At 55.6% G+C, this 13,709-nt stretch carries 12 protein-coding genes; 3 read left to right on the top strand and 9 right to left on the bottom strand.

The window, feature by feature from the left end:
• The first annotated feature begins 211 nt into the window (after positions 1 to 211).
• Positions 212 to 2,512: a S8 family peptidase gene (locus tag ACILRN_RS03515; RefSeq protein ID WP_395685607.1), complete on the top strand. Its 2,301-nt coding sequence runs from the start codon at positions 212 to 214 to the stop codon at positions 2,510 to 2,512.
• 265 nt (positions 2,513 to 2,777) lie between these two features.
• Here the strand turns inward: ACILRN_RS03515 and ACILRN_RS03510 are convergent, their stop codons facing one another.
• Positions 2,778 to 3,218 carry a DoxX family protein gene (locus ACILRN_RS03510; protein ID WP_395685605.1) on the bottom strand — a complete coding sequence of 147 codons (441 nt, stop codon included), beginning with the start codon at positions 3,216 to 3,218 and terminating at the stop codon, positions 2,778 to 2,780.
• A gap of 331 nt (positions 3,219 to 3,549) precedes the next feature.
• Between ACILRN_RS03510 and ACILRN_RS03505 the strand changes: the two genes are divergently transcribed.
• The gene (locus tag ACILRN_RS03505) at positions 3,550 to 4,029 is read left to right on the top strand and encodes a hypothetical protein (RefSeq protein ID WP_395685603.1); all 480 of its coding nucleotides are present in this window, start codon (positions 3,550 to 3,552) and stop codon (positions 4,027 to 4,029) included.
• Between the two features lie 460 nt (positions 4,030 to 4,489).
• On the opposite strand, the gene ACILRN_RS03500 is transcribed toward ACILRN_RS03505, so the two are convergent.
• On the bottom strand, positions 4,490 to 4,885 hold the full coding sequence (locus ACILRN_RS03500) for a tail fiber domain-containing protein (protein WP_395685601.1): 396 nt from the start codon (positions 4,883 to 4,885) through the stop codon (positions 4,490 to 4,492).
• Positions 4,886 to 5,470: 585 nt separating this feature from the next.
• Between ACILRN_RS03500 and ACILRN_RS03495 the strand changes: the two genes are divergently transcribed.
• A complete protein-coding gene (locus ACILRN_RS03495) occupies positions 5,471 to 6,295 on the top strand; it encodes an alpha/beta fold hydrolase (RefSeq protein WP_395685599.1) in 825 nt (274 codons plus the stop codon).
• A 761-nt stretch (positions 6,296 to 7,056) separates the two neighbouring features.
• Here the strand turns inward: ACILRN_RS03495 and ACILRN_RS03490 are convergent.
• From ACILRN_RS03490 to ACILRN_RS03460, 7 genes are all read right to left on the bottom strand, one after another.
• Positions 7,057 to 8,214, bottom strand: coding sequence for a mandelate racemase/muconate lactonizing enzyme family protein (locus ACILRN_RS03490; protein ID WP_395685597.1), 1,158 nt, complete (start codon positions 8,212 to 8,214; stop codon positions 7,057 to 7,059).
• Positions 8,215 to 8,222: 8 nt separating this feature from the next.
• A complete protein-coding gene (locus ACILRN_RS03485) occupies positions 8,223 to 9,011 on the bottom strand; it encodes an SDR family NAD(P)-dependent oxidoreductase (protein ID WP_395685595.1) in 789 nt (262 codons plus the stop codon).
• A complete protein-coding gene (locus ACILRN_RS03480) occupies positions 9,012 to 9,815 on the bottom strand; it encodes an ABC transporter permease (protein ID WP_395685593.1) in 804 nt (267 codons plus the stop codon).
• Positions 9,816 to 9,820: 5 nt separating this feature from the next.
• A complete protein-coding gene (locus ACILRN_RS03475; protein ID WP_395685591.1) occupies positions 9,821 to 10,663 on the bottom strand; it encodes an ABC transporter permease in 843 nt (280 codons plus the stop codon).
• 4 nt (positions 10,664 to 10,667) lie between these two features.
• Positions 10,668 to 11,714 (bottom strand): ABC transporter ATP-binding protein, encoded by a 1,047-nt coding sequence (locus ACILRN_RS03470; RefSeq protein WP_395685589.1) that lies wholly within the window; start codon positions 11,712 to 11,714, stop codon positions 10,668 to 10,670.
• Positions 11,715 to 11,727: 13 nt separating this feature from the next.
• On the bottom strand, positions 11,728 to 12,945 hold the full coding sequence (locus ACILRN_RS03465) for a mandelate racemase/muconate lactonizing enzyme family protein (RefSeq protein ID WP_395685587.1): 1,218 nt from the start codon (positions 12,943 to 12,945) through the stop codon (positions 11,728 to 11,730).
• An 84-nt stretch (positions 12,946 to 13,029) separates the two neighbouring features.
• Positions 13,030 to 13,709, bottom strand: a 680-nt coding sequence (locus tag ACILRN_RS03460; protein ID WP_395685585.1) for an extracellular solute-binding protein, incomplete at its 5' end; no start/stop codon positions are given.

Below are 13,709 nucleotides of genomic sequence, written 5' to 3'. Positions count from 1 at the left end.
TAAAATCCTTTTCTTGAAAAGCTTGACTTCAATTTCCACCTTGAGGTTGCTTTGACCCGAACTTGCGGCCTCTTCCTGTTCCAGATAGATTGAATTTTACGTTATTTGGGCATTCAGGCAGAGCCGATCATTCACTCTGTTTCGAAAGCAGGCTGAAATCAATTGGGTGATCGTCTAGCTTCGGTTTGACACAGGACAGGTTGTTGACACGATGATGTGTTCCTTCCCGCAAAAACAACTGACGCGAGCCATCATCAAGCGCGCACTTGCCGGCACGGTGCTGCTTTCCTGCCCGTCAGCAACAGCATTCGCTCAGAACTACGAATACTCCAACAGTTATCAGCCAAACCTCGTCCAGATCGGCATTACGAGTACAATCCATGCCAATCTCAGTGCCTACATCGCCGGGACTTCTGCTGCGAAGCGAGAGGCGCAGAATGTAGGAATCGCCATCCTCGACGGGCGAGCCGACCCCAACCACCCTGACCTGAAAGGCCGACTGTCGATTAGTCAGGTCTATCGCGGCACCTTCAACAACAGTTATGATTCACACGGCACGCATGTCGCCGGCATTGCCGGTGCCAGCCGGAACAACACTGGCCTGGTTGGCGTTGCTCCCACCGCACGCCTGTTTTCCATTCCGGTCTTCGATAGCAGGGGCCGATGGATTGCAGCGGATCTTGGCAGGAATGCATTGAATACAGCTCAGTCGCTTGGCGCCAAGGCGGTGAACATGAGTTACGGGCCAGGGGCAAGAGGTGACGTGTTCCTGAGCGGTGAACTCGATATCTTCGATGACTATCGTAATTCAATGGTCCTGGTGCGGGCTGCAGGCAACAGCGGTACAAACGCAATCAACGAATACTACGCCGGCGATGCGAGTACGGCGCTTAGTCACCTTCTCATCGTCGGTAGCGTCAATTCGGCGAATTCAATCTCGTCATTTTCGAACCGCCCCGGAGAAGCTTGCATCAGTTCGACGACAACTTGCGCCAGCCAGAACAAGATGAGGAACTTCTTTATCGTTGCTCCCGGCGAATCGATCTGGTCGGACCTGCCCGCTAGCCGATATGGCACGATGAGTGGAACATCGATGGCCTCCCCACACGTCACGGGGGCGGCCGCACTGGTGTTTCAGAACGCCTATGCCGGCGGCACTTTGCTGACGCCAAGCATGGTGGCCGATATCCTGAAAAGATCGGCCACTGATCTAGGGACCGCCGGAATCGACAATGTATATGGCTGGGGCCTTCTCAACGTCGCCGCCGCGCTCAGACCAGTCGGATCGACATACGTGGCAACTTCCAGCACAGTGACCAAGAGTACGACGACCACGTCAGCCTCGAACATCAAGAAATCGAGTTCCATGGGCAAGGCAAGCGCTTTCGAGGGCCTCCTCGATGGCATGGTCGTATTCGATGACTATGGTCGTGGCTTTGTGATGAACGACGTGGCAATTCCCGTCTCGCGTTCCACCCTGGCGGACGACGCCGTTGCCTCCCTCGGCGCATCTCTGGTGAGCAATCGAAATGTGATTGACGTCGACTCCGGCCGCGTTACGCTGTTCGCTTCTGGTGACTCATCGACGACGACAAGCGGCTTCTCATTCACATCAGAGGATTATTCCCTGTCCTCGGGCGCCGGAAACGCCACTGCCTATTTCACACAAATCTCACCAGACACCGACAGCGTGGACCTTCATGGATCCTACCGTCTTGGCGCCAATTTCTTCCGTGGATCGGGTGAGATCGGGCAATCCTTCAGCAGTGGTTTCTTCTCTGGAGCAGACATCGCAATCTCGCCCAGCCTCTCACTGTCAGCACTCTATGCTCACGGATCGGCGCTTGATTTCGAGGATCAGTCAGACTGGACCAATTCACTTGCTGAGGCACCCGAGACAAACAATAATTTCTTTTCGCTCGGTGCATCCTTCCAGGTGACCAAGGGGAGCGAGTTCGGCCTCAGCTTCGGCCTTCTTCGGGAGGACGCAGCAATGTTGGGAATTCAAAGCGCTGGCGCATTCTCGCTGGGTGAAGCCACTTACACCAAGATGGTCGGCGCAAGCTATTCACACCGGATCACCGACAGTCTCACCTTTGAGTCCTTTGCGCAGCTAGGCCTGTCGGACGCCACTGAAGCTGAGAACAGCATGTTCAGTTCGGCTTCCGCGATCTGGTCTAGCAAGTTTGGCTTCAGCCTGACCAGCGCCGGTGTTTTCGAGAGCCATGATGCGATGCGCCTGTCTCTGATTAGCCCATGGCGAATTATTGATGGCAACGTCCAGGCGAATGTCGCAGTTGGCCGGGAATTTGATGGCACAGTCATGTATGAAACCAGACAAGCCTCCCTGTCATCCGATGACACCCCGCTCGATCTGGGCCTCGATTATACATTCAGGGCCGGGCAATTGGCCCTTGGCGGCTCGATATGGCTGAGGGATGGCGATGTCGCAAGCCTTTCACTTGACGAGGCGGTTGCAGCCGCAGGGCTGAGCTGGAGCTTCGGCCCCTAGATATTTCCCTCTTGGCATGCTGACCATTAACTGCCTAAGCGCGATCTTGCATACAACAAAGAGAGGCACACGTTCTTAGGAGGTGAGCGTGCCCATACCGCAAGCCATCATCCTCGCAAGACACCAAGAACGTCCTTGCTGAATCTGCACGATGCACCGCCTGACCCCCGTAAACTTGAACGCATAGTCGTCATCAGAGGGCTCAGCAGAAGAACCATGCGGCAGCCTCGAGACCCGGGCGAGAACTTGCTCATTGCAGAAGGGCTCAAGGCCGCCGCTCAAGCCTCCGCGTCACAGCATATCGTCCCGGTCCTACGGCGGCGATCAGAACATAAGCCGCAATCATAGCCAGATTGCGATAAAACAAGGATTCATGCTGCGCAGCGACGTCTGGCGCCATCGCCCAGAAAGGATGCCCCACGAGAGTTAGAACGCTGAGCCAGACCGCCAGGAGCCCGGCAGCAATCCGTGCTTGAAAGCCAATCAGTACAAATATTGCTGCGCCGGTCTGGAACACCGCATTTGCGTAGGCAAACCATAGAGGTGCGGGCATCCCGCCAGCAAAAATCTCCATGAAATTGATCGTCGTGCTGTTCTCCGTGAACATACGAATGTCAAGCAACTTTGCCACCCCATAACGGATCATCGAAGCAGCCATCAGCATTCGAGCAACCAACTTGGCAAAATCGACAATGTTTTCACTCATCTTCCTCTCCCCACACGAACGGCAACCCCGGGAGAGCATGCAGCTCACGGCAGGGGTCGTCCTGTGTGTAGGGTCCTCCATGAGGCCACCGAGGTCAATAAGATGATATATGATTGTATTTTGCCTGGAGGCCACTTCATCTAGCAGACAAGTGAAAACCAAATAACTTTCTCATGAGCCGTCGACTCATGGCGCGCCCAGACAATTGCTGTAAGCTTCAGGGGTGACGGAGGCTGAGGCAGGACCCATGAGAAACACACGACACGAACTCGTTGACGCTGCATTCAGAAATCGGGCTGGTGATCTTTCAATTCTGGCGTCGGTGTAGATAATGGACCCTGTCACACAGACCTCCTCCGGGCTGCAGGTCTATGAAATCAGTCTCTACCTGTTCATCGCCCTCATCGCGCTAGCCTTCGTTGCTGCGTTGTTCAGGAGCACTGAATTTCGCAGAGATGTTGCACTCACCCTGCTGCTCATTGGCGTCATCTTCATAGGCCTCAGATCTCTTTCAGCCTCGCTCGGGATTGTTCCCGCAACACCGCCAGACGACCTTCCTTTTCTGAAAGGCCTCGGATCCAGTTTTGTTGCCTATCCGGCCATCACGGTAATCGGCATCGTCCTCATAGTGGCGCTGATCCAGAGTTCTCAATTCAGACGAGATGCCCTGTTGTTCCTGCTGCTAGGCGGCATAGTAACAGCTGGACTCGTATTTCTGGCAAATGGCCTGGGCATTCAGGCAGGAACCCTATCAATGGTTCTGATAGCAGCATTCATTGTTATCTATATTCGAAAGACATGGCTTTTCTGATGGCAGCCCGCCCAAACTACCACTCAGACAAACTGGGGCGTGCCGCCGAGAGATGCGGCGATACCGAGACCCCACGTCGCTGCCGGAGAACACGGCCCGTGTATCAGGTTTCAATCTCATTGAAGCTTTTCTCAACAGCTACAGCGAGCAAGAACTGATCCATTCCTCAAGTCACCCGGTTTGCCTCGAAAACGCTGCCACCGGATGGGCGTCAAGCAAAACATCCTGTATCCAGTTGGAACAAGAGCACCCGACGTCAGCCGAATTGCAAGTTATTCGCCACCTATAGCCCAGACCGGAGGGATTTCGACTTTATGCCCGCTGAGACGGAACAAAAGAGCTTCAATGCCAGCGCGGGCGCAGAAGATCATGCTGCAGGCATGTGGTTCTTTAACCGCGCCTAGCCCTGCTCCTTCCTGCAGATCGCCGGAGATCAACTTGCTTCAGGCGAAAACCGCCTCTACTGCAGCCGCAGCATGCGCAGGCCGAGCCTCTTGTAATCCACGGCGTAGAAGCCAGACGCAGACACATGCACCGCCTCCGGCATGACGCTCAGGACGTCCTGCGCCATCACGCCGGCATAGACGGCCGCCTTGCCGACATAACTGAAGGTATAGAACGGCAATCCATGCGTCGTCGTGCCAACACGATTGACGTTCTCCTTCAGCCTGCGATCAGAAATCGCACCAAGGCCACCATCCCGGTCATCGTCGTCATCATCGTCGTGGCAGGCGGCAAGGAGAGGCATAAGCCCGAGACCCAGCGCGAGCTTCATCATCAGGCGCCGACCGGCCGGAAGTGGCGCAAGATCCTGATCGATGAAAGAGGGGGAGTTCTCTTCCTGTGTTGGCTTCACGATGCTTTCTCCAACTTGCAGATTTTATTCAGGTTATGGCTGCGGACAGACATGGTCAATCTGCACATGATGAGCTGCGGGATTATATAAACATAGTTCGAGGGATGGAGCTACTTACTCGGAAGCTTGGCTCCCTCTTGCCTTACAGCCAAGCAGCCCTTGTCGCGCCTGGCCGGCGGTCACCCTACACCGAGAAAACCGGGCAGTCTGACGGAGGATTGGCGCACCATGCGGGATAAAGATGACAACTCCTATGTCATTGAAATATCTGCGCCTTAGGCGCAAATGCATCTGTTGATAAGGCTATCTTACGTAACGGCCCTGGAACCGCCTGCCGTGGCAGATAAAGGCGGATCGTAGAAATTCAGCCCTCGCGCACCGACAGGCACTTGGGCGTGTCCTGCGCAAAAGGACACATGACCCCTCCCACTTGACCTCTGTCCAACTACCGATTTTGGTAAGTCCTTCGCGTAACTTGCCGAAGGATGTTCCATGCAGATAATCACGCCGCAGAAAATCGGTGCCTTGCCTAGCGCGAGGCAGTCAACACTATTGATATTGTGCGCCATCGGGTTCTTGCTATCGATGCCTGCAACATATTCGCAAGGACAAACTGTTGAGACCGGTCTCGTAAAGCTTCCCGACGCCAGCATCGAGTATTTCAGCCGGGGCGAAGGAGAACCCATCGTCTTGCTGCCAGGTGGCACGCTGACCGTCGGCTACCTTGATGGCCTCGCGGAAGCGCTCGCCACGGCCGGCTACCGGGTTGTCGGCATTAACTTCCCTGGCTCCGGCAAGAGCACGGGCGCCAGCACCGGGGTTACACTCAACAACTATGCGGACGACGTGGCAGGTGTCATCAAGGCCTTGAATCTGGGGCCAGTACATTTGGCTGGCAACGACTTCGGCAATCGCGTTGCCCGCATGGTGGCCGCGTCCCATCCGGAGCTGACGCGCAGCGTGATCCTGTTGGCCGCGGGCGGAAAGATACAGCCGGAACCCGCTGCCGTGAGGGCATTGGGAATCATCTTCAATCCCGCATCGACGGACGCGGAGATCCTGGCGGTCATGCCCTACTTCGTTTCCGATCCGGCGCAGTCCGATCGGATCTGGGCAATCTTCAAGCCCTCTCGCGCTCCGGGTGCTGCCGCTGTGGAGGCCGAGGCAGCGAAATCCGCGCCGCTTGAGGCTTGGTGGGCCCCGCCGGGTGATACGAAGTATCTGATTCTGCAGGGCGCGGATGACCAGATCGCGCCACCCCAGAACGGCATCGAGCTGAAGGGCGAGTTGGGCGATCGAGCAACACTGGTGAATGTGCCCGGTGCGGCTCACTTACTGCCTTTGGAACAGCCAGGAATTGCAGCGTCCCACATTATCGACTTTATCCGGAACATCGACGGCAGTCCGTAGCAGCCTTCGGCGTTTAGGCGACAATGTTGTATTGATTTGCCAGCTCCGAATGCCCTCTTGTCGGCCCGTCGGTGACACCCTGCAGGCGTGGCCATTTGTCCGTGAGGTTTTGGCGCGGACTTAGAAAGTTGGCGCTCCCGACAGGATGAAAACGATAAGAGCTACATCGTTGAGCTCTCGTCACAATCATCAGATTGATTTTGACACTCGCATCACGAGGTTGATGATCAATCACACTGCCCAGCCCGATCCACGCAATTGATGAGGGGCAAGTATCTTCCAAAGTCTGCCTTTTAGTCCGCCGCGACATAACCATAGATTGATAATGCCATTGAAAGTGTCAATGGAACTTTCTGCAAAACAGACTTCTGCAGAAGAGCATTACTCGTCAGAAATGGTGGCAGTGCAACCGGCCACCCGTTAGGGGCCGATCAATACCGCCCACTAGCGCCCTTCACCCTGCTTCTCGAGGGCCGCATTCCAATGGAACAAGCTCGCTAGGCCAATGCCAGAATACCTGCAGGTCCGTCCTACATGCCCTCTCTCCTCGAGGTGCCTCAGCATCCTCAACCTGCGCTGAATCTCGTAATCTTTCTGGGTCATCACAGAAGTCCTCCCGGCCCAATAGGGCTGCCAAACGGGATGTCTCGCAAGATCGTACATATCTACACTTCTGAGCTAGGATCGTCATCTTCACAACATGCGATGGTCATCCAAACCAATAAGTACAATACGTCGATCCGGCTGGAACTTCTTATCTTCTACGAGGAGAAGAACCTTCTTGCCGTAGGGCAGTAGTGAGAGACCTTGTCAGGGTCAAGATCAACGCCGAGACCTGGCTTGGTCGAAATCTTGAGATATCCCTCCTGATCCAGCTGAAATGGCTCAGCAAGTAGGCCATCCACGTAGGCGCTGCCTCCTATGAACTCCACAACACCAACGTGCGGCATTGCTGCAGCGATTTGCAGATCAGCCGCAACGCCAATCGCCGTGTTCCAGCCATGCCCGATGTATTGAACCCCAAATTCTTCTGACATCCAGGCAATCCGGCGTTGTTCAGAAATTCCGCCAACCTTGGTGGCATCCGGTTGTACGATATCGAACGCGCCGCGCGTCAACCAGGGAATGAAGCTCTGCCGCCTTGTGAGAACCTCACCTCCTGCAACAGGAACCCTGCTCTGGCGGCGTAATTCACAGAAGTCATCAAGCGCATCGGGCTTGAGGGCCTCCTCAAACCACCCAACCTCATAATCCGCCAGCATATGTGCCGTATTGATCGCCCATCGCAACCCATTCGGCCAGAAGGCATCACTGCCGCCCGCATCAACGAACAGCTGATCATCCTCAGCAATAGCCCGGCGTGCAGCCGCAACAATGGCCTCGTCATTCCGGGCGCTGCCACGGCGACCGAACGGTCCCCAGCCGATTTTGAACGCCTTGAAGCCTTTCTCCTTGAACGGGGCGATAGTCTCCGCCATGCGGTCAGGCTCTTCCATGAGGAGCGAGCAGTATGGCCGGACCCGCGTCCGGTAGAAGCCGCCCAGCAAGCGGCCTACAGGCTGATTAAGTGCTTTACCCAATATGTCCCAGAGTGCGATATCGATACCGCTTATCGTATGCGTGAGTGTCCCGCCACGACCCATCCAGAAGGTGTTCTGATGGAGCTTCTCGCTTACCCGCTCTGGCTCAAGTGCATTCTCCCCCAGGTACAATGGCTCGAGAACCTTGAGGGCAGCTTCAACAAGACCTCCATTGGTGAAGATGCTGCCATAACCTGTAATCCCTTGATCGGTATGAACTGCGATCAGTGCATGAACTGAATCATCAGGCCTGATTTCAGCTGCCCAGCCCCCTTTCGGACTTTCGCCCATGAGTGGCGCAGCCACGATTGACCGAATCCTCACAAAGTCCATTGACATGGCCACTCCTAAAATGTTGCTGAGGCGCCCCCATCGACGCTCAATATCTGACCGGTCACATAGTCAGAATCATCCGAACACAGGAAGAACGCCGGTCCAGCCATATCCACAGGATGGCCGAAGCGGCGCATCGGAATGCGTCCATACTTGACATAGATGTCCCGGAACCAGTCAGAGTCATACTCGTGCGATCCATCAGGCAGAATGGACATTGGCGTGTCGACAAACCCAGGCGCTATGGCATTCACTGTAATGCCATGTGGCGCCAGATCGCAGGATGCAGCCCGCGTGAAATTGACAATAGCGCCTTTTGCGGTGGCGTAAGCGAGCTGGTTTGGCCATCCGCGCAGCCCTTGGATGGATGCCACGTTCAGGACCCGGCGTCCACGGGCTGCCTTCTTGAGAAGCGGCACGAAGGCCATTGTCATGCAGACGGCGCCATCCTGATTGATGCGAATGACCCGGTGATAGTCATCCATCGACATCGTTTCGATATGCGTGTCCATCCCGATCGCTGCGTTGTTTACAAGGATCTCGCATCGTCCAAAGCGGCGTTCAACCTCCCCCGCAAGCGTCTTCACGGACTCGTCCCAGCCAATGTCCACAGCCAGCGCGACAGCGTTCAGACCTGCCCCCTGCAGATCACTAGCGGCATTTGTCGCAGTCTCGATCTTGAGGTCTGCAAGGACCACTGATGCGCCTTCCTCGGCAAAACGCCTGGCGATTGCCAATCCAATCCCTTGCGCACCTCCCGTAATTACGGCGACCCGTCCGGCAAGACGTCCCTGATCTGTCATTCACTCCTCCTCCACTTCACCCTGAGGCCGCATCCGCCACGCAACGATGACGGACAGCCCTATTGATATAAGCAGAACCAGCGTGACAAGGGCATTGATCTCCGGCGTGAACCCGACCCGCATCATGGCCCAGAGACGCAACGGGAGAGTCATCTGGTCGCCTGCCACAAAGGTCGTAATGAGGGTTTCATCAAAAGACAGTGTGAGCGCCAGAACTGCCCCGGTCATCACAGCAGACGCCAAGTGCGGAAGAAGCACGTACCGTAGTGTCTGCAGCCGGCTCGCACCAAGATCAAAGGATGCTTCCACAAGCGACTTTGGCAATGCCTGGAGGCGTGTCAGTGCGAGGCGGTACGAGACCGCAAGCACAAAGAGGCTATGCCCCAAAACGATCGTTGCGAGGCCTCGGCTGATGCCAAGTTGTGACGAAACGACGAGCAAGGAAAGCCCGGTCACAATCGGTGGAAGCAGGAATGGAAGATAGATGATGACCTCAAGCGCACGTCCGCCGATTGCCTCCTCCCAGTTCGTGTAAAGCGCAAGAATGACAGCGCATACCGAAGAAATTGCCACAGAAATCACAGCCACGACTGCGGTATTCGAGAGGGCTGAGATGACGCTGGGGTTCGACCAGAGGCTAGCATATGGGGTCAGGCTGAAGGTTTCCCAGAGAATCTGACCTTTCTTGATCTCGACGACCGAAAACAGGATGCTGATAAAGACGGGCGCGTAAAGAACAATGAAAATGAAAAGGGTCAGAATGCCTGTACCGAAAGTAGCGAGGCGTTCACTGCGGCTTCGCATTTGCGTTAGACCCTTTGCCGGCTAATCGAGTAGCCCGCCAGAGCAATTCCAGACAGCGCGACCATGAGAAGAACAGCGGCGATGGCTGATCCGAAGGGCCAGTCAAAGGCCAGACCAAACTGCGAGTAGATCACGCGGCCGATTGTAAATCCTGTCGTTCCCCCCACCATTTGCGGCGTAATGAAATCACCAAGGGCAAGGACAAATGCAAACAACGCACCGCCAATCGTGCCTGGCAGCGAGAGCGGAAGGACAATCCGGCGAAAGGTGTCCCAGGTGCCGGCTCCGAGGTCGATTGAGGCTTGCAGGAGTGTACGGGGTATGCGTTCGAGCGCAAGAAAGATCGGAAGCACGACGAACGGAAGGTAGATCACCACCATGGTGACGAGAACAGCTTTTTGATTAAACAGAAAAATTTGGCTTGGCTTTTCCAGTAAACCCAAACCGAGCAGTGCCTGATTGAGCAGGCCATTGAGACCAAGCATGGAGCGCAGTGTGTAGAGTTTCACAATATAGCTCATGAACAGCGGCACGACAGCCAGAAGAAGAAGCAGGTATCGCCGGCCTCCTCTTTGCTGCCAGATGAACCACGCCATCGGATAACCTACGAGGACCGACAATGCCATCACTTCAAGGCACAACGCGACAGTACCGAGAAAGGTGCCCAGATAGGTCCAGTTTCCAAAGAAATTGGCAAAGTTGATCAAGGTAAGCTCATGGATGATTTCGTGTTTGTCAGCCCTGAAGAATGAGAGAAGCAGGAAGCTGCCAATCGGAACCACGATAAATGCAACAGGAGGCGCCGCCACTGCAAAGAATATCAGCCATCGCGTGGAGGGATGACTCATATGATCACTCTGCAATCACTATGGCATCAGCCGGATCATAGGTGACAGTCAAACCCTCGCCCCTTGCGGGTATGGCGCTCTGGTCCGCGCCTGTCATCCTGACGTCGAGCTTCATCATGGGGGCGTTTCTCGGTCGAAGCTGGAGTTTTGTGAACGGACCACCAAACAAGATTTCCTCCACCTCAGTTCGAATACCACGCGAACCTTCACCGATCCTGAACGTTTCTGGGCGGATGGCTACAACGACCCGGCTTCCTGGGGCGAAGCTATGCTTGCGGACCTCCAGTCTCCCTACGGCGGTATCAATATGTTTTTCATCCACCACCATTCCCGAAATCTGATTGTTCTCGCCGAAGAAGCCCGCAACAAAACGCGTCTGCGGTTCGAAATACAGCTGACGGGGCGTACCGATCTGCTGGATCTTGCCGTCGGCCATGACGACGATGCGGTCGGACATCGCAATTGCTTCATCCTGATCATGCGTGACAAAAACAAAGGTTGTGCGGATACGACGTTGAATCTGTTTCAGAAATACTTGCATCTGCTTGCGCAGCGCTGCATCAAGTGCAGCAAGGGGCTCATCCAGCAGTATGACTTTGGGCTCGCATACAATCGCCCTGGCCAACGCAACGCGCTGCCTCTGCCCACCTGAGAGCTGCGCAGGAAAGCGGTCGCGCAGATTGGAGAGACCGACGATTTCGATGGTTTCGTCGATGAGGCGGCGGATTGCTGCCGACTGGCGCTTTTGTACGAGTGGGCCGTAGTTGACATTCTGGAGCACTGTCATGTGTGGAAACAGCGCGTAGTCCTGAAACACTGTGTTGAACGGACGCTGATTGGCTGGAAGCGCGGTGATGTCCATGCCATCGAAGCAAATCCTGCCGCCGGAGGCCTGGGTGAAACCCCCAATCAACCGCAGGACTGTCGTCTTCCCGGATCCGGACGGGCCGAGCAGGGTTAGGAATTCACCATTCGCCACGTCAAGCGAGGTTGGGTGCAACACCTCGAGATCGGCGTATCGCTTGCTGATAGCTTTGAGCTCAAGTCCCATCGACCCCCGCCGCTCAAGCCACAGTGTAGCGCTTTACAATGTCCCAGTCGACCTCCACGCCTAGTCCAGGTCGGGTGGGTAGCGGTATGGTCCCGTCTTTCTCGAAGATAAGTTCCTCCTGCGCCAGCTCTCGCCGTAAGCGCTCATGGCACAATTGCGGTGGAAGATACTCGATAAATGCACAATGATTGGTCACGAAGGCAAGATGTGCTGTCCCCGAGATCGAAATGCCGGTCTTCCAGCAATGTGGGACGATCGTGCGGCCGCGCTCTTTCGCCATGTCGCAAACAATTTTCGCTTCGCCAATGCCGCCAACCCGTCCGACATCGGGTTGCGCCACCTGGACTTTTCCGACATCCATGAGTTCCTCGAATTCGAAGCGCGTAGCCAGCCATTCGCCAAAAGCGATCTTCATCGGCGCCCGCTCAACCAGCTTTGCCATTTCCCTGACATTGTCCGACCAGAGTGGCGTTTCGAGAAAGTAGGGTTGGAATTCACCCCAATCCTTGATGACGGACAGGCAGGTTTCTGCATCGTCCCAAAGATACTGAACATCGACCATCAAGGTGACGTCATAACCAATGGTCTTGCGGACTGCGGCAAGCACCTCGGTGTGGCGGTCATAGCTCTCGCGCATGCCGTTGTGGGCATAGGGGCCGTTCATGGTAATTTCGGTCTTCATGGCCCTGAAGCCGAGGGATTTCGCTTTTTCTGCAGACTGGCACAGCGCATCACGGTAATCTTCGAAGCGGCCACCAGCAGGCTGCAATGACGCGTAGGGCGTGATCCGGTCACGAGTGGCGCCACCGAGCAGTGCGTGCACGGGCTGGCCAACGGCCTTGCCGCAGAGATCCCACAGTGCCATTTCGACTGCACTCAGAGCATGGATCACCATGCCACGCCGACCATTCATCGCGGTGCCAAGATAGATGCGGTTCCAAAGACCGCCGATATCGAAGGGGTTTGCACCAATCAGCATGTCCTTGATCGACAATCCCATGGTGTGAGTGCCAGGCGCCTCGATGCAGGCCTTTGCCATCCAGGGATTTGCGTCACACTCGCCGACCCCTGAAACGCCGCCATCGGTATGAACGACGACGACCAGGCTGTCCTGCGCTGATGAGGTGAAGCTCGCATCGTAGTCCGGGGCGAGAAGAACGTGGCAGTCAATGCCAGTTATCTTCAGTTTTGGCGCCGTGCCCTTCAGGGCAGGTGAAATCGTCTTGAGCATGCTTGCCTGCCAGCCTGTCAATTGCAAGAGTGGAGGCTGGAAGTATCTTCCAGCCTCGCGTTATATCGCGGTCAACTGCGGAGATCAGCTGGCCTTGATCTCATTCCAGACAGCGACTCTCTTCTCGTAGTTCTCAGCCGTTTCCAGCCAGGAGAGGCGGTCACCATAGGTGAGGCCTGCCGATTTGTTGACATCGACATTCGTTGTGTTGCCGTAGTTGTGCTTCTCCGTCAGCACCTTTCCGACAGATCCATCGAGGCAGGCATTGATCCAGGCATAGGCAAGTTCCTTGTCTTTTGCGCCGGCAGAGAGCTCCCAGCAGTCTAGCCAGCCTATGGCTTTTTCCTTCGGGATGGTCAGCGCAGCCTTGACGTCCCTCTTCTGGAGCGCAGGTACTTGAGGTTCCCCCATCGAATACATCAACTTGATACCATTTTGGGCAAACAGGTTCACGCCATCATCAAAGCCTGCGTAATAGCTGAGCAGCAGCTTTTTCTGCGCGATGAGCTTATCCTTGATCCTGGCAAAGTCGTCGTCTGTCAGCTGATAAGGGTTAGCAGCACCGACGATCAGAGCGCCAAGGGTGATCGAGTTGTTGGCATCATCTTGCCAGAGCATCTGTTGGGCGTAGTTCTCTTCCCACATCACCTCCCAGCTGTCGGGAGGCGTCGAAAACGTTTCAGTGTCGTAGATGAGCGGCAGCGAGCCCCACGCAAACGGGATTCCATAGCGGTCATCTCCGCGCATCACGGCCTTTACGCTTG

The organism is Aestuariivirga sp. (assembly GCF_044238155.1).
GTDB lineage: Bacteria > Pseudomonadota > Alphaproteobacteria > Rhizobiales > Aestuariivirgaceae > Aestuariivirga.
The sequence above is the reverse complement of the archived record's forward strand: the minus strand, read 5'-3'. Positions and strand labels throughout refer to the sequence as shown.